The organism is Thalassobaculum fulvum (assembly GCF_014652915.1).
GTDB lineage: Bacteria > Pseudomonadota > Alphaproteobacteria > Thalassobaculales > Thalassobaculaceae > Thalassobaculum_A > Thalassobaculum_A fulvum.
On the sequence record NZ_BMZS01000002.1, the window covers coordinates 343,484 to 362,156 of the forward strand.

The 18,673-nt window shown below is 71.0% G+C and carries 22 protein-coding genes; 9 read left to right on the plus strand and 13 right to left on the minus strand.

Annotated features, from left to right (window positions below; translation table 11 throughout):
• Positions 1 to 14: 14 nt before the first annotated feature.
• On the plus strand, positions 15 to 761 hold the full coding sequence (locus IE246_RS04835) for a phosphoadenylyl-sulfate reductase (protein WP_189987808.1): 747 nt from the start codon (positions 15 to 17) through the stop codon (positions 759 to 761).
• A 198-nt stretch (positions 762 to 959) separates the two neighbouring features.
• On the opposite strand, the gene IE246_RS04840 is transcribed toward IE246_RS04835, so the two are convergent.
• Complete coding sequence (locus IE246_RS04840; protein WP_189987809.1) at positions 960 to 1,973, minus strand: 1-aminocyclopropane-1-carboxylate deaminase; 1,014 nt, start codon at positions 1,971 to 1,973, stop codon at positions 960 to 962.
• 159 nt (positions 1,974 to 2,132) lie between these two features.
• Between IE246_RS04840 and IE246_RS04845 the strand changes: the two genes are divergently transcribed.
• Positions 2,133 to 2,597, plus strand: coding sequence for an Lrp/AsnC family transcriptional regulator (locus tag IE246_RS04845; RefSeq protein WP_189987810.1), 465 nt, complete (start codon positions 2,133 to 2,135; stop codon positions 2,595 to 2,597).
• A 166-nt stretch (positions 2,598 to 2,763) separates the two neighbouring features.
• Here IE246_RS04845 and IE246_RS04850 read toward each other — a convergent pair whose 3' ends face one another.
• The 4 genes from IE246_RS04850 to IE246_RS04865 form a co-directional block, all read right to left on the minus strand.
• Positions 2,764 to 3,750, minus strand: a complete 987-nt coding sequence (locus IE246_RS04850) for a 2-dehydropantoate 2-reductase (protein WP_189987811.1) — start codon at positions 3,748 to 3,750, stop codon at positions 2,764 to 2,766.
• Positions 3,747 to 5,303 carry an acyl--CoA ligase gene (locus IE246_RS04855; protein ID WP_189987812.1) on the minus strand — a complete coding sequence of 519 codons (1,557 nt, stop codon included), beginning with the start codon at positions 5,301 to 5,303 and terminating at the stop codon, positions 3,747 to 3,749. Before IE246_RS04855 ends, IE246_RS04850 begins: the two co-directional genes overlap by 4 nt.
• 133 nt (positions 5,304 to 5,436) lie before the next feature.
• A complete protein-coding gene (locus tag IE246_RS04860) occupies positions 5,437 to 5,958 on the minus strand; it encodes a PAS domain-containing protein (RefSeq protein WP_189987813.1) in 522 nt (173 codons plus the stop codon).
• Positions 5,959 to 6,051: 93 nt separating this feature from the next.
• Positions 6,052 to 6,570, minus strand: coding sequence for a PAS domain-containing protein (locus tag IE246_RS04865; protein WP_189987814.1), 519 nt, complete (start codon positions 6,568 to 6,570; stop codon positions 6,052 to 6,054).
• Positions 6,571 to 6,742: 172 nt separating this feature from the next.
• Here IE246_RS04865 and IE246_RS04870 point away from each other — a divergent pair, with 172 nt between their 5' ends.
• Genes IE246_RS04870 through IE246_RS04880 form a run of 3 tightly spaced genes read left to right on the plus strand, consistent with a single transcriptional unit; the run spans position 6,743 to position 8,937 of the window.
• The gene (locus IE246_RS04870) at positions 6,743 to 7,261 is read left to right on the plus strand and encodes a MarR family winged helix-turn-helix transcriptional regulator (RefSeq protein WP_229836396.1); all 519 of its coding nucleotides are present in this window, start codon (positions 6,743 to 6,745) and stop codon (positions 7,259 to 7,261) included.
• A gap of 7 nt (positions 7,262 to 7,268) precedes the next feature.
• Positions 7,269 to 7,868, plus strand: a complete 600-nt coding sequence (locus tag IE246_RS04875) for a gamma carbonic anhydrase family protein (RefSeq protein ID WP_189987816.1) — start codon at positions 7,269 to 7,271, stop codon at positions 7,866 to 7,868.
• A gap of 37 nt (positions 7,869 to 7,905) precedes the next feature.
• Positions 7,906 to 8,937, plus strand: a complete 1,032-nt coding sequence (locus tag IE246_RS04880; protein WP_229836398.1) for a D-cysteine desulfhydrase family protein — start codon at positions 7,906 to 7,908, stop codon at positions 8,935 to 8,937.
• Positions 8,938 to 8,944: 7 nt separating this feature from the next.
• On the opposite strand, the gene IE246_RS04885 is transcribed toward IE246_RS04880, so the two are convergent.
• From IE246_RS04885 to IE246_RS04895, 3 genes are all read right to left on the minus strand, one after another.
• Positions 8,945 to 9,505, minus strand: a complete 561-nt coding sequence (locus IE246_RS04885; RefSeq protein ID WP_189987818.1) for a PAS domain-containing protein — start codon at positions 9,503 to 9,505, stop codon at positions 8,945 to 8,947.
• A gap of 103 nt (positions 9,506 to 9,608) precedes the next feature.
• Entirely contained in the window at positions 9,609 to 10,388 is a 780-nt protein-coding gene (locus IE246_RS04890; protein ID WP_189987819.1) for an SDR family oxidoreductase, read from the minus strand.
• A gap of 31 nt (positions 10,389 to 10,419) precedes the next feature.
• Complete coding sequence (locus tag IE246_RS04895) at positions 10,420 to 11,181, minus strand: aspartate/glutamate racemase family protein (RefSeq protein ID WP_189987820.1); 762 nt, start codon at positions 11,179 to 11,181, stop codon at positions 10,420 to 10,422.
• A gap of 169 nt (positions 11,182 to 11,350) precedes the next feature.
• On the opposite strand from IE246_RS04895, the gene IE246_RS04900 reads away from it, so the two are divergent.
• The gene (locus tag IE246_RS04900) at positions 11,351 to 11,824 is read left to right on the plus strand and encodes a PAS domain-containing protein (protein ID WP_189987821.1); all 474 of its coding nucleotides are present in this window, start codon (positions 11,351 to 11,353) and stop codon (positions 11,822 to 11,824) included.
• Between the two features lie 13 nt (positions 11,825 to 11,837).
• Here IE246_RS04900 and IE246_RS04905 read toward each other — a convergent pair whose 3' ends face one another.
• Together IE246_RS04905 and IE246_RS04910 are read right to left on the minus strand one after the other, a co-directional pair.
• Positions 11,838 to 12,623, minus strand: a complete 786-nt coding sequence (locus IE246_RS04905; protein ID WP_189987822.1) for a class II aldolase/adducin family protein — start codon at positions 12,621 to 12,623, stop codon at positions 11,838 to 11,840.
• A 72-nt stretch (positions 12,624 to 12,695) separates the two neighbouring features.
• A complete protein-coding gene (locus IE246_RS04910) occupies positions 12,696 to 13,103 on the minus strand; it encodes a VOC family protein (protein ID WP_189987823.1) in 408 nt (135 codons plus the stop codon).
• A 58-nt stretch (positions 13,104 to 13,161) separates the two neighbouring features.
• Here IE246_RS04910 and IE246_RS04915 point away from each other — a divergent pair, with 58 nt between their 5' ends.
• Positions 13,162 to 14,367, plus strand: coding sequence for a winged helix-turn-helix domain-containing protein (locus IE246_RS04915; protein WP_189987824.1), 1,206 nt, complete (start codon positions 13,162 to 13,164; stop codon positions 14,365 to 14,367).
• Positions 14,368 to 14,614: 247 nt separating this feature from the next.
• On the opposite strand, the gene IE246_RS04920 is transcribed toward IE246_RS04915, so the two are convergent.
• Together IE246_RS04920 and IE246_RS04925 are read right to left on the minus strand one after the other, a co-directional pair.
• The gene (locus tag IE246_RS04920) at positions 14,615 to 15,532 is read right to left on the minus strand and encodes a 2-dehydropantoate 2-reductase (protein WP_189987825.1); all 918 of its coding nucleotides are present in this window, start codon (positions 15,530 to 15,532) and stop codon (positions 14,615 to 14,617) included.
• Positions 15,529 to 16,503, minus strand: coding sequence for a PLP-dependent cysteine synthase family protein (locus tag IE246_RS04925; protein WP_189987826.1), 975 nt, complete (start codon positions 16,501 to 16,503; stop codon positions 15,529 to 15,531). The genes IE246_RS04920 and IE246_RS04925 overlap by 4 nt, the downstream gene beginning before the upstream one ends.
• Positions 16,504 to 16,581: 78 nt before the next feature.
• On the opposite strand from IE246_RS04925, the gene IE246_RS04930 reads away from it, so the two are divergent.
• Entirely contained in the window at positions 16,582 to 17,508 is a 927-nt protein-coding gene (locus IE246_RS04930; RefSeq protein ID WP_189987827.1) for a LysR family transcriptional regulator, read from the plus strand.
• A gap of 50 nt (positions 17,509 to 17,558) precedes the next feature.
• Positions 17,559 to 17,714 (plus strand): hypothetical protein, encoded by a 156-nt coding sequence (locus IE246_RS04935; RefSeq protein ID WP_189987828.1) that lies wholly within the window; start codon positions 17,559 to 17,561, stop codon positions 17,712 to 17,714.
• Here IE246_RS04935 and IE246_RS04940 read toward each other — a convergent pair.
• Positions 17,692 to 18,654, minus strand: a complete 963-nt coding sequence (locus tag IE246_RS04940; protein WP_189987829.1) for a dimethylarginine dimethylaminohydrolase family protein — start codon at positions 18,652 to 18,654, stop codon at positions 17,692 to 17,694. The two genes, IE246_RS04935 and IE246_RS04940, sit on opposite strands and share 23 nt — an antisense overlap.
• Positions 18,655 to 18,673 lie beyond the last annotated feature (19 nt).

The following is an 18,673-nucleotide window of genomic DNA, read 5'->3' on the forward strand; positions in this document are numbered from 1 at the left end:
CGGGGAAGACCGCCATGTATCGGGATCCGTCGAGCGAGTCGGGGGGCGAGTCGGCGAGCCACGGCCCGTCCTATGCCGACAGCTACGCCGCCGCCTGGGACCGCGCCTTCGGCCGGCTGGAGGGCGAGGGGCTGCTGGAGGCGATGATCACCCGGGTGTTCCCGGGCCGGATCGCCCTGGTCTCGTCGTTCGGGGCCGAGGCGGCGGTGCTGCTCGACATGGTGGCGCGCATCGACAGGACGGTGCCGGTGCTGTTCCTCGACACCGGCAAGCATTTCGACGCCACCCTGACCTATCGCGACATCCTGGCCCGGCGGTTCGGCTTCACCGACCTGCGCAACCTGCGGCCGGATGCCGACGACCTGCGGGAAGCCGACCCGGACGGCAGCCTGCACCGCCACGACCCGGATCTGTGCTGCCACCTCCGCAAGGTGGTGCCGCTGGAGCGCGCACTGGCCGGCTTCGACGCCTGGATCACCGGCCGCAAGCGGTTCCAGGGCGCCGACCGCTCGCGGCTGGCCCCGATCGAGGCGGTCGACGGCCGGGTCAAGGTGAACCCGCTGGCCGGCTGGACCGCACAGCAGGTCGAGGACGCGTTCCGCCGCCGCAACCTGCCGCGGCACCCGCTGTTCGACGACGGCTACGCCTCGATCGGCTGCGCCCCCTGCACCCGCCGGGTACTGGCCGGCGGGGACGCCCGCAGCGGCCGCTGGGCCGGGCTGGCCAAGACCGAGTGCGGGATCCACCGGGCGGCGGGGTGATCGGCCAACGCCCGTCGCGCCGTGGGTCCCCGATCCGTCCCGCCTGCGGCGATCCGGTCCGGGATGACGTCAGATAAGGGGCGGGGCGGAAGCGGCGCGGTCCCTGGAAGACCGGGTCGACACCCCATCTCCCGACGTCATCCCGGGCGCGACGCAGTCGCGACCCGGGACCCACCCGCCGCCTCGGCGCCCGGCCTCTCAGCCGTTGCGGTAGACGTAGCTGTAGCCGTTGATCGCCGGCACGCCGCCGAGATGGGCGTACAGCACCTTGGACCCGGCCGGGAAGAAGCCTTTGCGGACCAGGTCGATCAGGCCCTGCATGGATTTCCCCTCGTACACCGGGTCGGTCATCATGCCCTCGGTGCGGGCGCACAGCCGGATCGCCTCGTTGGTCTCGGCCGAGGGCACGCCGTAGACCGGGTAGGCGTACTCGGTCTTCAGCACGATGTCGTCGGCGGTCATCGCCCGGCCGAGGCCGACCAGGTCGGCGGTCTTCTGGGCGATGTCGAGGACCTGGGCGAAGGTCTGCTCCGGCGTGCACGAGGCGTCGATGCCGATCACCCTGTCGGCCCGCCCGTCCTTGGCGAACCCGACCGCCATGCCGGCATGGGTCGAGCCGGTGACGGTGCACACCACCACGTAGTCGAACCTGAAGCCGAGCTCGGCCTCCTGGGCCCGGACCTCCTCGGCGAAGCCGACATAGCCGAGGCCGCCGAGCGGGTGCACCGAGGCGCCGGCCGGGATCGGGTACGGCTTGCCGCCCTTGGCCTTCACGTCCTCCAGGGCGCGCTCCCAGCTCTCGCGGATGCCGATGTCGAAGCCCTCGTCGACCAGCTCGATCTGGGCTCCCATGACCCGGCTCATCAGGATGTTGCCGACCCGGTCGTAGACCGCGTCCTCGAACGGCACCCAGCTCTCCTGCACCAGCCGGCACTTCATCCCGAGCTTGGCCGCCACCGCCGCCACCTGGCGGGTGTGGTTGGACTGCACGCCGCCGATCGACACCAGGGTGTCGGCACCCGACTTGATGGCGTCCGGCACGATGTACTCGAGCTTGCGGACCTTGTTGCCGCCGAACGCCAGGCCGGAGTTGCAGTCGTCGCGCTTGGCGAACAGCTCGACGCCGCCGCCGAGATGGGCGGACAGCCGCGACAGCTTCTCGATCGGCGTCGGGCCGAAGGTCAGGGGATAGCGGTCGAATTTCTCCAGCATGGCCGTGGTCTCCGGGCGCGTGAACGACGGCCGGAGAATAGCCGCGGACGGCCGGAAGGTGCTTTCGAAGTTCAGACCGAAGTTTCTGCCTTGCCGGCTAGGTTCGATGAATCTTGAATGTATCTCTCACTGATCTGTCATTCCTCGGAACGATCTTTCATGGCCGACGAGCTGGACCGCACCGACCTCAAGATTCTCCGCCTGCTGCAGGCCGACGGCCGGCTGAGCAACGCCGAGATCGCCGCCCGGGTCGGTACCAGCCCGGCGACCTGCCACCGCCGCACCCAGCGGCTGTTCGCCGACGGCTACGTGAAGTCGGTGCGCGCCCAGATCGCCCCCGACAAGGTCGACCGCGCCGCCCTGGTGATCGTCGGCGTGGTGCTCGACCGCTCGACGCCGGAGAGCTTCGCGGCGTTCGAGGAGGCGGTCGCCCAGCTCGACTTCATCCTCGACTGCCATCTGGTGGCGGGGGATTTCGACTACTTCCTGAAGATCCGGGTGCGCGACATCGCCGACTTCAGCCGCCTGCACGGCGAGCGCCTGCTGGCGCTGCCCGGCGTGCGGCAGACCCGGACGTTCTTCGTCATGAAGGAAGTCACCGACAACGCCCCGCTGGCGTTCTGAGAAGGACGGCACGCCCGTCGCTTCGTGGGTTCCGGGTCGCGCTGCGCTTGCCCGGAATGACGACAAGGAGAGGTAACGGGCGTTTCCCCTTCCTGTCGTCATTCCGGACGGGCGCGCCGCTCCGGCGCGGCCGATCCGGGACCCACGAAGCGACCGGCACCTTCCGTCAGAACTCCAGCCCGTACGCCCCGGCCTTGAAGCCGCGCAGCTTCACCAGCGCCAGCACCGCGTCGATGGTCGGCGTCGGGACCTCGGTCAGGCGGCCGAGCTCCTGCACCGCTGCCACCAGGGCGTCGATCTCCATCGCCCGGCCGCGCTCCAGGTCCTGCAGCATCGAGGTCTTGTGGGCGCCGACCGCCTCGGCCCCGGCGATCCGCTTCTCGACGTCGATCGCGAACCTGACGCCGAGCGCCTCGCCGATCGCCTGGCCCTCCTGCATCATCTGGCGGATGACGTGCCGGGTCTCCGGGAACCGGCAGATCTCCTCCAGGGTCGCGGTGGTCAGCGCGCTGACCGGGTTGAGCGACAGGTTGCCCCACAGCTTGACCCAGATCTCGTCGCGGATGCGCGGGCGAACCGGCGCCTTGAAGCCGCCGGCCCGGAACGCCTCGGACAGCGCCGTCACCCGGTCGGTCTTCTCGCCCGACGGCTCGCCGAGGGTGAAGCGGTCGCCCTCGATCAGCCGGACCACGCCGGGCTCGTCGATCTCGGCCGCCGGATAGACCACGCAGCCGATCGCCCGCTCCGGCCCGATGGCCTCCCACTGCACGCCGCCGGGATCGACGGTCTCCAGACGGGTGCCGTCGAGCGGCCCGCCGACGCCGTGGAAGTACCACCACGGCACGCCGTTCACCGCGGTCACCACGGTGGTGGCGTCGTGGAACAGCGAGGTCATGCGTTTGGCCACCGCCGGCACCGAATGGGCCTTCAACGCCACCACCACGGAGTCCTGCGGCCCCAGCTCCTCGGGATTCTCCGAGGCTGCCAGCCGGACCGTGCGCTCGCCCTCGTCGGTCCGCAGGGTCAGGCCGCGTTCCTTGATCGCCGCCAAGTGCGGGCCGCGCGCCACCAGCGAGACCTCGACCCCGGCCTCGGCGAGACCGACCGCGAGATAGCCGCCGATCGCTCCCGCCCCGTAGATGCAGACCTTCATGACGCTTTCGCCCCGAGCCCGAGCTTCTCGGCCAGGCCGATGCGCTGCAGCTTGCCGGTGGCGCCCTTCGGGATCTCGTCGACCAGCAGCAGGGTGCGCGGCACCTTGAAGTCGGCGAGCCGGGCCGAGACGAACTGCTTCAGCTCGGCGTCGGTCGCCGACGCCCCGTCGCGCAGCACCACGGCGGCCCCGACCTCCTCGCCGAGCTTCGGGTGCGGCACCGCGAAGGTCACCGCCTGGGCGACCGCCGGGTGGTCCATCAGCACCTCGTCGACCTCGCGCGGGGCGATCTTCTCGCCGCCGCGGTTGATGATCTCCTTGATGCGGCCGGTGATCCGCAGGTAGCCGTCCGCATCCATGGTCCCCTGGTCGCCGGTACGGAACCAGCGCCCGCCCCGGCCATCGGGATCGGGCGCGAAGCCCTCGGCGTTGGCCTTCTCGTTGTTCTCGTAGCCGGCGGTCACGTTCGGGCCGCGGATGACGATCTCGCCCTCCGCGCCGGCCGGCTGGAACTTGCCGTCGAGGCCGAGGATCCGCACCTCCGGCCCGGCCGCGATCCCGACCGATCCCGGGTAGCGCGCCGCCGGCGGCAGCGGGTTCGAGGTCATCTGGTGCGACGCCTCGGTCATGCCGTAGCTCTCGATCACCGGGCAGCCGAAGGTCGCCTCAAGCTCGGTCATGACCTGCGGCGGCAGCGACGAGGACGACGAGCGGATGAACCGCAGCTTCATGGCCGCGACGGTCTCGGCGTTGCGACCGGCACGCCCGAGGATGGCCTGGTGCATGGTCGGCACCGCCGTGTACCAGGTCGGCTTCACCTCCTCGAACCAGCGGAACACCCGGAGCGCGTCGAAGCCCGGCGAGCAGTGCACCGAGGCGCCGGCCTGCATCGACGACAGCACCGCCGCGATCAGGCCGTGGATGTGGAACAGCGGCATGATGTTCAGGCAGCGGTCGGCCGGCGACAGCCGCAGGGTGGTCGCGATGTGACGGGCCGAGGCCGCGAGGTTGGAGCCGGCGAGCGGCACGATCTTCGGCCGCGAGGTGGTGCCGGAGGTGTGCAGCACCAGGGCGGTGTCGGACGGACCCGCCCGGCGAGCGGTTCCCGGCGCCCTGCCGCCGAGATCGAGCGCGAAGTCGCCGGCCGCCCCGCCCTCGTCCTCGATCAGCTCGACCACCGGCACGCCGTGCTTCGCGGCCACCGCCCGGGCCGGGGTCTCCATGCCCTGCAGCACCACCAGGATCCTGGCGCGCAGGTCGGAGATGTAGAAATCGAACTCGTCCTCGCGGTAGGCGGGGTTGAGCGGGGCGGCCGTGGCGTAGGCGGCGACCGCCAGGAAGCACGACGCCATCGCCGGCCCGTTCGGCAGCACGATCGCCACCCGGTCGCCCGGCGCCACCCCGAGGGCGGCGAGCGCCGCGCCGGTCCGGTCGACCAGCCCGCGCAGACCGTCATAGGTCAGATCCGGACGGCCGGGGGCGCCGATCGCGACGTCGCCGCCCGCGCCGTTCTCAAGCAGGTCGCGAATGGCGATCGGTGCCGTCTCGTTCATGGGTGGTTCTCCTCCGGGACCTTTTGGGGACCGTCCTCCCCGGCGTGCCGGCCAACGGACCGGCTTGGGGGGCGGATTTTGGCTGCGGCCATTCCACGGCCGATCCCGGGCAGGTGCAAGGGGGGAGTCGCGATCACATCGGGAGCGTGCCGTGATCGACCAGCGACAGCACCATCTCCATTCGCCCCTCGGCGTCGCACAGCGGCAGGCGGAGCGCCCGGTAGTTCCGCTGCACGCGGCCGCCCTCCAGCTTGAAGCCGACATGCACGAACTGCGGCAGCAGGTCGTCCGCCATCCGCGCGAGGTCGTCGTGCATCGACCGGGTGAACGCCGGCGGCGGCAGGTCGAGGAGCCTGGCCCCGGCCAGGTTCCGATTGACGATCGTGTCGGCCTGGGTGCCCGAGAGCCGGAACCGGAAGTCCAGCGGATCGAGCTCGACCTCGATCAGCATGAGGTTCGGCAGCAGATCGCGCGGCATGTCGACGGGATCGATGTCCGAGCGGCTCGGCGCGGGACGGTCGCCGCGCAGGCGGGACCAATAATGGAACAGGGGGCGGAAGAACGCGAAGTCGTCGTCTTCCGGCACGAGATCCAGCAGGACGCGGGACGCCTCAATCGCATCGCCGTGAAAGAACGGCAGGCCGGTCGCAGGCACTCTGACGGACTCCCAGAGCGGTGTCCTCCACCCCTCGACTGTCGTTCAAATGCCGCCTACCCGCAACCCTCGTGGATCGCGGCGGCCCGGCCGTCAGCGCTGGATCGCCCCGTGGTCCGCCAGAACCAGCACCATTTCCAGACGCCCGGCGGCGTCGCACAGCGGGAGGCGCAACACGCGGAACCGCCGCGTCTTGCCTTCCCGGTTGGTGAAGGTGTGCAGCACGAACTGCATGGTCAGGTCCTCGGCCATGCGCATCAGGTCGGCGTTGAGGATCTTGGCGAAGCTCTCGGGACGCAGATCGAGGACCCGCACCCCCTTGAGGCTCTGGCCGTGAATGGTGTCGGCCGCGGTTCCGGCGAGCCGGTAGCTGAATTCCAGGGGATCGCGCCGAACCTCGATCAGCACCACGTGCGGCAACAGCGCCGGCGGCAGGTCCAACGGATCGATGTCGCCCCGGGCCGGTGCGATCCGCCCCGCGCGCCGGGCGTCCCAGTACTGCAGCAGCGGGCGAAAGAACCCGAAGTCGTCCGAGTCCCGGGGAATCGTCAGAACCTCGCGGCCGATCGACGCGGTATCGAAGAGGTCGAAGTGCCTGGCCGGTCCAACCATGGTCGGCAATCCACATTCTGTTGATGGCCACCACCGTCCTGGTCGCTGCCGGATCCGTCCGATCGTTTTCGATGGACCGGTTCCGGCGGCGGTGCGCCGCTTTGCCGTACGCCTTGTATACGCGAACTCCCTTCGGGTTTACACAGACCTGAAATATGCATAGCCTATGCATATGTTGACCGCCAACAAGCTCGGAGCCCTCGGAGTCCTGATCGGCGACCTGACCCGCGACACGGTCGGCGAACTGTCGCCGACGGCGGCGGCGATCCTGCTCACCCTGCATCACCACGGCGACGCGACCGCGACGACCCTGGCCGCCATCGCCGGGATCTCGCAGCCGACCGCCGTCCGGGTGTGCGGCGGGCTGATCGATCGCGGCCTCGTCGTGCACGGCGAACGGGTCGGCAAGGCGGCACCGCTACGCCTGACCGAGGCCGGTACCGCGCGGACCCTGGCCCTGCAATCGGCTCGCCTCGCGGCGCTCGACCGCCTGCTGGCCCCCTTGAAGGATGCCGAGCGGGATCAGCTCGCGCGGCTGCTGGACGGCATGCTGGCGGGGGCCACGGCCTCGCGCCGGTTCGCCCGCACCACCTGCCGGTTGTGCGACCACGCCCTGTGCGACGGGCCCGCCTGCCCGGTCGGCACCCGCGCGGCGGCGATCGAACGGGCCGAACGGAACCGGGAGGGATGACCCGACCATGCTGATCGAGCACGCCGGCAGGCATCCCGTCATCGACCCGGGCGCCTGGGTGGCGCCCGACGCGACGGTCTGCGGCGACGTCACGATCGGCCCCGGGACCCGCGTCCTGCACGGCGCCCGGATCGTCGGCGAGGCCGGCGGCACGATCCGCATCGGGCGCGACGTCATCGTCATGGAGAACGCGGTGGTCCGGGCCGGACCCCGGCATCCCTGCACCGTCGGCGACCACTGCCTGATCGGCCCGAACGCGCACGTCACCGGTGCGACCGTCGAGGACGAGGTGTTCGTCGCCACCGGCGCGGCGGTGTTCCACGGCGCGCTGCTCGGCCGCGGCAGCGAGGTCCGGGTGCACGCGACCGTCCACCTGCGCACCCGCCTGGCCCCCGGCGCAGCCGTGCCGATCGGCTGGGTCGCGGTCGGCGATCCGGCCCGGATCCTGCCACCCGACCGGCACGACGAGATCTGGGCGGTCCAGCGGCCGCTGGACTTCCCGGCGTGGGTCTACGGCGTCGACCGGGACGGCCCGGCACCGATGCGCGAGATAACCCGGCGGCTGTCCGAGGCACTCGGACGGCATGCGGCGGACTCCGCCGCCTGACGCTATGCTGGCGGCAGACATTCCTGGAGGACCCGCCGTGCCAGCCAGAATCAAGCGCCTGATCGACCGATTCCCGCGCGCCCGCTTCCTGACCTGGGAGACCCCGGTCGAGGAGCTGCCGCGGCTCGGCGAACGGCTCGGCATCGCGCTGCGGGTGAAACGCGACGACCTCACCGGGATCGCCTTCGGCGGCAACAAGGTACGCAAGCTGGAGTTCTACCTCGGCGAGGCGCTGCGGCAGGGCGCCGACACCCTGCTGATCACCGGCGCGGTGCAGAGCAACTTCGTCCGGGTCATGACCGCCTGCGCCGCCAGGCTCGGCATGCAGTGCCATGTCCAGCTCGAGGAGCGGGTGCCCGGGCAGGACGCGCTGTACCACACCTCAGGCAACGTGCTGCTGGACGACCTGCTCGGCGCCAGCCGCCACGCCTACCCGACCGGCGAGGACGAGGCCGGCGCCGACCGGCGGGTCCAGGAAATCGCCGCCGACCTCGCGCGCCAGGGAAGGCGGCCCTACGTCGTCCCGCTCGCGCCCAGCCACCCGCCGCTCGGCTCGCTCGGCTACCTCGCCTGCGCGGCCGAACTGATGGACCAGGGGGTACTGGACGTCGACCAGGTCGTCCTCGGCTCCGGCAGCGGGCTGACCCACAGCGGGCTGCTGTTCGGCCTGCGGGCGCTCGGCTGGCAGGGCCGGGTCGTCGGCATCTGCGTGCGCCGGGCGGCAGCGCCCCAGGCCGAGCGCCTGGCCGGGCATTGCGAACGGCTGGCGACGCTGCTGCAGGTGCCTTCGCCGGTCGTCCGCTCCGACATCGAGGTGCATGACGACGTGCTGGCGCCGGGCTACGGCCAGCTGAACGAGGCCGTGGCCGAGGCGATCCGGCTGGCGGCCCGGCTGGAGGGGCTGCTGGTCGACCCGGTATACACCGCGCGGGCGCTGGCCGGGCTGATCGCCTGCGCCGGCGACGGCCGCATCGCGCCGGGCAGCCGGACGCTGTTCCTGCATACCGGCGGTCTGCCGGCGCTGTTCGCCTACGAGACGACCCTGCGCGAACGCGCCGTCGCCGGCTGATCCGGCGTCAGGGCACGCCGGCGCCGATGTCGATGAACTCGCGTTCGAACACGTGGAAGCTGTTGGCCTGGCCGAGATCCTTCCAGAGGTCCTGCGACGATCCGAGACGCGACCCGACGAACACCATCTGCATGCCCTCGCCGTCGTCGCGCCGGAACGGAAGCCCGACGGTCTCGACCGCGATCGGGCCGCCGGAGGAGTACCGGTTCTCGCCGAGAACGCGCATGCCGCAAGGATGCGAAGCCGGCACGATGAAACCCTGGTAGGCGGCCTCGCGCCGCTCCGGCACGACCAGGTCCAGATAGTCGCCGCCGGTCGGATCGAAGCCGAAGTTGCTCGCCATCTCCGTGCCCATCAGGCGGATCCGGACGATCCCCGGCTCCGTCAGGTCGCAGATCAGCATGCGCGGCAGCAGCCTCGGGACCGCCAGCGGGTCGAACGCCGACCGGACCGGGACGTGGCCGTCCCGCGGCAGCGACCACCAATGGTCGACCCATTCGCGGCTGGCAGTCGCGATATAGGACGCCGAGCCCGCTGCTGCGGCCCCGACCATCCGATCGATCGCCAAGGCGTTCATTCCCGAGACCCGAAATCTGTCGAACCGTGCGCTCCAGGCGCACCGCCGATAGTCGCCGATCGACCTTAAGTCCGGGTTAACGGCCGGCTCGAGGCTAGAATGCGCTCTGGAACAGGCCGCCGTCCAGCAGCAGGTTCTGACCGGTGATGTAGCCGGCCTGGGCGCTGCACAGGAACGCGGCCGCGTCGCCGAACTCCGCCGGATCGCCGGCCCGCCTCGCCGGCACCGTGGCGACCCGGGCGGCATGCATCTCGTCATGAGATACGCCCTGCGCCTTGGCCGTGGCGTCGATGCCGGCCCGGTAGCGGTCGGTATCGAAATATCCCGGCAGGATGTTGTTGATGGTGACGTTGGCGTGCGCCACCGAGCGCGAGACGCCGGCCAGGAACGCCGTCAGCCCGGCCCGGGCGCCGCTCGACAGGTCGAGACCGAACACCGGCATCTTCACCGACACCGAGGTGATGTTGACGATCCGCCCGAACCGGCGCTCGACCATGCCGTCGACCGAGCGCTGGATCAGCTCGATCGGGGTAACCATGTTGGCAGTCACGCCCTTCAGCATCGCCTCGCGGTCGATCTCGCGGAAATCCTTGAACGGCGGGCCGCCGGCGTTGGTGATCAGGATGTCGGGGTCCGGGCAGGCCGCGAACAGCGCGTCCTGGCCGTCCCTGGTGGTGACGTCGGCCGCCACCGGGATCACCTGCGCGCCGGTCTCCGCCGTCAATTCCTCGGCCCGCTCGGCCAACCGTGCGGCGTCGATCCCGTTCACGATCACGACACAGCCGGCCCGCGCCAGCGACGTCGCGATCGCCCGCCCGAGCCCGCGGCTCGAACCACACACGATGGCCTTCCGGCCGCTGATCCCGAGATCCATGCTTGCCTCCCTTGTGTTCTTCGCGGCGACTTTAGCGGCGCTCGCCGCTCCGCTCCACCCACGCCTGAAGCGCCGGCGCCAGTCCTTGCGACGGCTTGGCGGGCGGCCGGGCGAAGCTGCCCCGGGTCGCCGGGCGCGGCGCCAGGTCGACCAGCGCCTCGGCCAGCCGGACGGCGCAGGAGACGCCGTCGAGCACCGGCACCGGGATCTCGTGCGCGACCGTCCGCGCCAGTCCGGCGATCGGCCCGCCGCCCATGATCACCACCTCGGCGCCGTGCCGGTCGATGACCTCGTGACAGGCCTCGACCAGCCTGCGGCCGGTCTGCTGCTTGGCGGCGGTGATGTCCGACGGCGGCACGTCGAGCGGCCGCACCGCGACCAGCCGGCCGTCCAGCCCGTGCTCCTCGGCGCACTCGCGGTACCACACGCCGAGCCGCGGGGTCAGGCAGACGACGGCGTAGCGCCGGCCGAGCGTGTAGGCAGTCAGGAACGCCGCCTCGGAGATCCCGATCACCGGGATCTCCAGCATCTCCTTGGCGGCGAACACACCGGGGTCGCCGAAGGCCGCGACGACCGCGGCGTCGCAGCCGGGCGCCTGCTCGGCCAGGGCGTCGAGCACGGCATGCCCGGCGATCGCGGCCTCGACCCGGTTCTCGATGTACTGCGTGCCGAACCGCGCGGTCGCCGGCACGATCTCGGTATCGGCGGAGGCGACACGCCGGGCCTCCTCCACCATGGTGGCGGTGATCGCTTCGGTCACGTTCGGGTTCAGGACCAGGATGCGTCGCGTCATCGTGACCGCCGTTGCTGGGTGAAGTACCGAACCATACCCTGGAGCCTTGGCCGCGCGAGAGCGCAAGTATGCTTTGGTGCGGCCGACCCGTATTCCGTTCCGCCCGGGCCCGGGTTATTCAGGCGGCGAACCGCACCCGGCCCGCCCACTGTTGCCGAAGGAAGTGTCCGTGACCGACAGCCCGGACCGCGAGGTGACAACCCTGCCGCCGTCCGCCGATCCGCGGGCCGGCAGCCTCCTGGAGAAGTGGCGGGCGTGCTGCGTCGACGGCGCGCCGCCGGACCGCGAGACCCTCGACGTCTTCGACCTGCAGCCCTGGCTCGGGCACATCTGCGTGTACGAGACGGTCGACGATGGCGCCGACTTCCGGATCCGGCTGGAAGGCACGCGGGTCGGCCAGATCACGGGCGAGGACTGGACCGGGCGGCACGCCAGCGACGTCGACGCCCGGTTCGCGACCGACCTCGTCGGATGCATGCAGAAGACCGTCCGGACCGGCCGCGCCAGCCTGCACACCACGCGCATCTACCAGCGCAAGTTCCGCGACGCGGTCCGCCTGCTGCTGCCGATGCGCAGCCAGCGCGACGGCCCGGTCGACCAGATCTTCCTGGCGCTGTACCTCGACCCCGGGCCGCCGCCGTGACCGTTCGCCGGCCTCAGTCCCGGAACGGCACGCCCATGCGGTCGAGCTTGCGCATCCAGGCCGCCAGTTCGACCTGGCCGTAGCCGCCGAACCGGGTGCCGACCGGTTTCTGCGAGCGGGTCTTGTCGACGATCGCCGACGGGATCCGCAGCACCTCGGCCTGGCCGCCGGCCTGCGCCAGCACCTGGACCCGGCAGGCGCGCTCCAGGTTGTACATGTGGAAGAACGCCTCGGCGACGGTCTCGCCGACCGTGAGCGTGCCGTGGTTGCGCAGGATCATCGCCTTGCGGTCGCCCAGGTCGGCGATCAGCCGCGGCTTCTCGTCCTCGTCCAGCGCCAGCCCCTCGTAGTCGTGGTAGGCGATGCCGCCCGGCAGGAACATGGCGAACTGCGAGGCGTCCAGCAGCCCCTCGCGCTGGCACGAGACGGCGACCCCGGAGTCGGTGTGCAGGTGGATCACGCAGTGGGCGTTCGGCGCCATCTCGTGGATCGCACCGTGGATGATGAAGCCGGCGTAGTTGATCGGATGGCCGCTGTCCTCGAGGATGTTGCCCTCGAGGTCGATCTTCACGAGGTTGGAGGCGGTCACCTCCTCATACATCAGCCCGAACGGGTTGATCAGGAAGTGATGCTCGGGCCCCGGCACGCGCGCCGAGATGTGGGTGTAGATCAGGTCGTCCATCCCCAGCGTGCCGAAGATCCGGTAGACCGCCGCCAGTTCCTCGCGGATCGTCTGCTCTTCCGGCGAGCGGGTCTTCGGGCGCTTGGCGGCAGGCTGGGCGAGCGAGGTGACGGACATGACGGGCCTCCGGGTGTCGTGACGTGAGGCGATGCTAGGACGGTCCGGCCCGACCGTCCACGGCCTGCAGCATCACGTGCCGTCGTAGTCCGACAGGTCGGCGTCCTCGTCCGGCGGGAAGTCGACGTGCAGGTGGTTGCCGTCGGGATCGTGCAGGTTCACCTGCCGGATGTCGAAGTCCGGCAGCACCCGGCAGTAGTAGGCGACCTTGTGCGCCCGCAGGTGCGCCAGGAAGTCGCCGAGCCCGGTCGCGCTCAGCGCGAAGTGCTCGAGTCGCTGGTCGGGCCGGTAGTCGGGCGGCGAGTCGACGGTCTCGATCAGGTGCACCACCGCCTGGTCGCCGACATACAGCCAGGCGCCCGGAAAGTCGAAACCGGGCCGGGCGCCCAGCTTCATGCCCATCACCCGCTGGTAGAAGTCGATCATCCCCGGCAGATCCGAGGTCCGGACGTTGACGTGGTCGAGCTTCTGAACTGGCATCGCTATCCTCCCGCGCAGACCCATTCGCCAGCATAGCGTGGAAGCGGAAACGACGACCATGACCGACCGGTTGAGCAACACCGACCTGCGCCGCCTGTTCCTGGAGCGCCACGCACTCTCCGAGTCGCCGTCCGGGCCGCTGACCCGCGACGGCCTCGACGCCCTGATCGAGCGGCTCGGTTTCGTGCAGGTCGACACCATCTCGACCCTGGAGCAGGCGCACCACCACATCCTGTTCACCCGCGCCAACGGCTACCGCAAGCCGCAGCTCAAGCACCTGTTGGAGAAGCGGCGGTCGCTGTTCGAGCACTGGACCCACGACGCCTCGATCATCCCGACCCGCTTCTACCCCCACTGGAAGCACCGGTTCGCCCGGCGGGCCGCCCGCATCGCCGGGAGCCGCCACTGGGTCGAGCGGTTCAACGGCCGGCAGGACGAGGTGCTCGACGAGATCCGCCGCCGGGTCCGCGAGGACGGCCCGGTCGGGTCGCGCGACGTGACCGCCGACGACACCGAGGAGCGCGGGACATGGTGGGGCTGGACACCTTCGAAGGCGGCCCTCGAATACCTCTGGCACACCGGCGAGTTCGCGGTCACCGCCCGGCGCGGCTTCTCCAAGCTGTACGACCTGGCCGAGCGCGTGATCCCGGACGAGCACCGGGCACCGGAGCCGAGCCACGCGGAAACCGTCGACTGGACCTGCCGCGAGGCGATCGCCCGGCTCGGTGTCGCCAGCCATTCCGAGATCGCGGCGTTCTTCGAGGCCGTCACCCCGGACGAGGCCAAGGCCTGGTGCGCCGAGGCCGGCCCCGACGTGCTGCGCCGGATCGAGATCGAGCACGCCGACGGCTCGGTCCGCGAGGTGTGGGCCCGGCCGGACGTGCTCGACCTGGTGCGTGACGCCCCGGAGCCACAGGCCCGGGTCCGCTTCCTGTCGCCGTTCGACCCGATGATCCGCGACCGCGACCGGGCCCAGCGGTTCTTCGGCTTCGACTACCGGTTCGAGGCGTTCGTGCCGGCCGCCAAGCGGGTCTGGGGCTACTACGTGCTGCCGATCCTGGAACGCGACCGCCTGATCGGCCGCATCGAGCTGAAGGCGCACCGCGACCGAAGCGAGCTCGAGGTCCGGGGATTCTGGCTGGAGCCGGGGGTCCGGCCGGCCAGGGCGCGGATCGCCCGGATCGAGGCCGAGATCGAGCGCTGGCGCGGGTTCGCCGGGCTCGACAAGGTGACCTGGGGTTCCGCCGCGCCAGACCGGCAATAATTGCCTGGTTGCCGGCGGCTTAGCGGCAAATCATGCCCATTGATTGTAATAGATGAACATCACTAGCATCGTTGGTGGGAGCGGAGAGCGGGACGGTGGCAACAGCGGGGGATCCGCCATGGACATCGCCTTTTGGCTCGTCGGCAGCTGGTTCGTCGCCTCGCTTGTCGCCTCGCCGATGATCGGCCTGCTGGGCCGGGCCAACGACAGCCCGCCGGAGTGATGCCCATCGGCGGGAGATCGCGCTTCAGAGCAGCTTGAGAGCCGCCACGACGAAGTCGTTGGCCGGCGTCGCGACGCCGAGTTCCCGCCCCAGCCGCGACACCGCGCCCGAGAGCCAGGGCAGTTCCAGACGCCGCCCCTGCTCGAGATCCATCGCCATCGACGCCCGCATCTCGGCCGGCAGCGTGTCGACGAAGGCCATCCGCGCATCCACCGTGTCGTCCGGCAGGGCCACGCCCTTCGCCCGCCCGACCGCGAACGCCTCCTGCATGACCGCCCGCAGCAGTGCCCGGGTATCCGGGTCCTCGCGCACCGGGCCGATCGGCCGGCGGGTCAGCGCGGTCAGGGCGCTGAGACCGACCAGGAACACGAACTTCAGCCAGATCGCGGCGCCGATGTCGTCCGGCCGGGTGAAATCGATCCCGGCGGCCCGACAGGCGTCGGCCAGCCGGCCCAACCGGCCCGAGTCCGTCGGCTGCAGCTCGCCGGCCCGGATACGCTGGAACGGGCTGAACCGGGTGACGGTGCCGGGCGCGGTGATGGCGGCCGAGATCTCCGCGACGCCGCCGACGACGTGATCGCCGCCGAGGATGCGGGCCAGGGTCGGCTCAGAATCGACGCCGTTCTGCAGCGATACCACCGCGGTCTCGGGCCCGACCAGCGGCCGGCACGCCTCGGCCGCGGCCTCGGTGTCCCACAGCTTCACGGCGAACAGCACGAAGTCGACCGGCCCGATCTGCGCCGGTTCGTCGGTCGCCTGGACCTGGACCGTGAAGCCGCCGTCGGGCTGCTCGACCCGCAGGCCGGACCGCCGGATCGCCTCCAGGTGGGCGCCGCGGGCCAGGATCGCGGTCTCGAAGCCGGCCCGCGCCAGCCGACCGCCGAAGTACCCGCCGACGCCGCCGGCGCCGACGACCGCGAAGCTTGGCCGATCCGTCGTCATGCATACCCTCCGTCCCATTCGCGCACCGTCGCCGCCCCGTCCTTGTACAGCAAGGTGCTGAGGTACTTGATGCCTGAATCGCACAGCACTGTAACCACCGTCGCCTTCGGTCCGAGCCGCTTGGCGACCTCGAGCGCGGCGACCACGTTGGCGCCGGTCGAGGTGCCGGCGAACAGTCCCTCGGCGGCCGCCAACTTCCGGGCCATCGCCATCGCCTCCTCGGTCGACACCGTGGCGATCTCGGCGATCGGCTTCGGGTCCCACAGCGGCACCACGAAGCCGGCGCCGATCCCTTCGATCCGGTGCACCCCGCTCTTGCCGCCGGACAGTACCGCCGATTCCGCCGGCTCGACCGCGACCGTCAGGATGTCGGCCCGGTGCGCCCGCAGCGCCTCCGACACCCCGCGCGCCGAAGCCGCGGTGCCGGTGCTCTGCACGAAGGCGTCGACCCGGCCGCCGGTCTGCGCCCAGATCTCCTCGCCCATGCGGTGATAGGCAGCGAGTTGGTCGGCATTGTTGAGCTGGTCGGTCCAGAAACCGCCGGTCCGCTCGGTGATCCGGCGCGCCGCCTCGATCATGGTGCGGGTCAGCGTCGCATCCATTCCGCCGCCGGCGCTGCGCACCAGGGTGAGCTCGGCACCGAGGGCCGCCATGTGGTTGCGCTTCTCCACGCTGAACGCGTCCGAGGTGACGATGCTGAGCGGGCTGCCCTTGACCGCGCAGACCAGGGCCAGCGACACGCCGGTGCTGCCGCCGGTGTACTCGACCACCCGGCCGCCCGGCTGCAGCCGGCCGTCACGCTCGGCCGCCTCGATCATGGCCAGCGCCATGCGGTCCTTCATACTGCCGGTCGGGTTCTCGCTCTCCAGCTTGACCAGGATGCGGGCGCTGCCCTGGGGGACGAGGTCGTGCAGCTCGATCAGCGGGGTATCGCCGATGCGTTCGAGGATCGAGGAATGGATGCCGGACATGGCGATGGCCTGACGGTTGGACGGTGCGGGCTACGCTAGGTGGTTCGATTTCCATCCGACAGGGTGTAATTCTGCACCATGGCGGATCGTTTCTCATCCATCGACTGGGACGACCTGCGGGTCTTCCTGGCGGTACATCGGGCCGGGAGCCTGCGCGGAGCGGCCCGCGCCCTCGGCGTCAACCACGCCACCGTGACGCGGCGGCTTGCGGGGCTGGAGGACGGCCTGCACACCCGGCTGTTCGACCGCCGGCCGGAAGGCCTGGTCGCCTCGCAGACCGGCGAGGACCTGCTGGGTGCCGCCGAACGCGTCGAGTCCGAGCTGCTGGCGGTGCAGCGCCGGGTCGGCGGCCGCGACGACAGCCCGCGCGGGCTGGTCCGCCTGAGCGTCCCGCCCGCCATGCTGCGGTCGTTCCTGGCGGCCGAGCTGGTCGGCTTCGCCAAGGCACATCCGGGGATCGAGCTCGACGTCGACGCCTCGCACAGCTACTCCGACCTGGCGCGCCGCGAGGCCGACGTGGCGATCCGCATGGCCGACGAGGTGACCGACGACCTGGTCGGCCGGCGGGTGATCCGCTACCGCAAGGCGATCTACGCCGCCCCGGCCTATCTCGAGACCGCGCGCGACGGCCTCGATCCCGGGCGCCACGCCTGGATCGGCTGGGGCGAGGGCCTGCCCTCCCCGTCCTGGACCCGCGACACCCCGTTCCCCGACCTGCCGGTCCGGCATCGGCTGTTCTCGAACCTGCTGCAGATCGAGGCCTGCAAGGAGGGCCTCGGGCTGGCGCTGCTCCCGTGTTTCCTGGGCGAGGCCGAGCCGGACGTGGTCCGGGTGCCCGGCACCGGCACCCTGGACGGCAAGAGCATCTGGCTGCTGTACCACCGCGACCTGCGCCGCACCGCGCGGGTGCGCACGCTGATCGACCACCTGGTCCCGGCGATCCGGCGGCACCGCCGGATCATCGAAGGAACCGCCAGCGGACGGCCTGCGGCTACGGAATCTTAACCTTCCGACCGGGATCATTCCCGCATCGGGCACGCGCGGGAAAGGACCCCATGATGGACCTCGCTCTCTGGATCGCCGGCAGCTGGATCGCGATATCGGTCGGCGGCGGGATCATCGTCGCGGTCGCGGCCCTGGTCCGCGACCAGCACGACGCCATCCGGATGGCCCCGATTCCGGTGCGCGTCAGGCGACGGGGTCGCGGCTGACCACGCCGGTCAGGCAGCCGATCGCACCGGCAGCCTTGACCAGCTCCGAGCCGTCGACCGTCACGCATTCGATGCCGGCGGCCTCGTAGACCTTCTGCACCGACGGGTAGCCGGCCAGCATCAGGATCCTGCGCGGGCCGAGCGTGACCACGTTGAGCGCCCGGTTCAGCACGTTATCGTCCTCGTCCGGCAGCCAGACGATGTCGTGGCCGCGCTCCTGCAGCGCCCGCACGGCGGCGAACGGCGTGCGCCGCGGCCAGCAGATCGCCAGGTCCTCGTCGACGATCCGCAACATGCCCATGAAGTGCATGGTGCCGTAGGGGATGTCGACCGCCAGGGTCTCGATGCCGACCTCCTCCAGCACCGCGGCGATCTGCGACGCCGCCTCCTCGTTGGTGCGAAGCCCGAGGCCGATCATCACCGTCTCCGGGTCGACCCACATCAGGTCGGCGCCCTCGAACACCGCGTTGCCGGTCAGGGTCCGCAGGATCGGCACGCCCATGTCGGCGAGCCGGCGCGCCACCCAGCGCTCCTCCCCGGCCCGCACGGTCGAGGCCGGCCGCGCCAGGATCGCGCCCTCCGGCGTCATCACGAACAGGTCGGCGCAGAACATCTGGTTAGGGGTCGGCTGCCCGGACGGCTCGACGTACTCGACCGCCACGCCGGCGGCGCGATAGGCCTCGGCCATGGCGTCGTGCTGCTCGCCGGCCCGAGCGATGTCGAGCGGTGCGAGCATCTGCACCGAATCGGGATCGTCGAGGGCGGCCGCCAGCTCGCCGCCGGGGCGGTGCAGCAGTACCGAACGCAGCCGGCCGTACTCGCTGTCGATGCCGGACGCCGCCCACAGGTCGCCGATCTCCTGGCGATGGGTCCGGGTGCGTCCCTGCCAGCCGGCCCCGCCATAGGCCGAGGTGCCGAAGGTGCTGCCGCTGCTGCTCATGAAATGTCTCTCCGCCGGG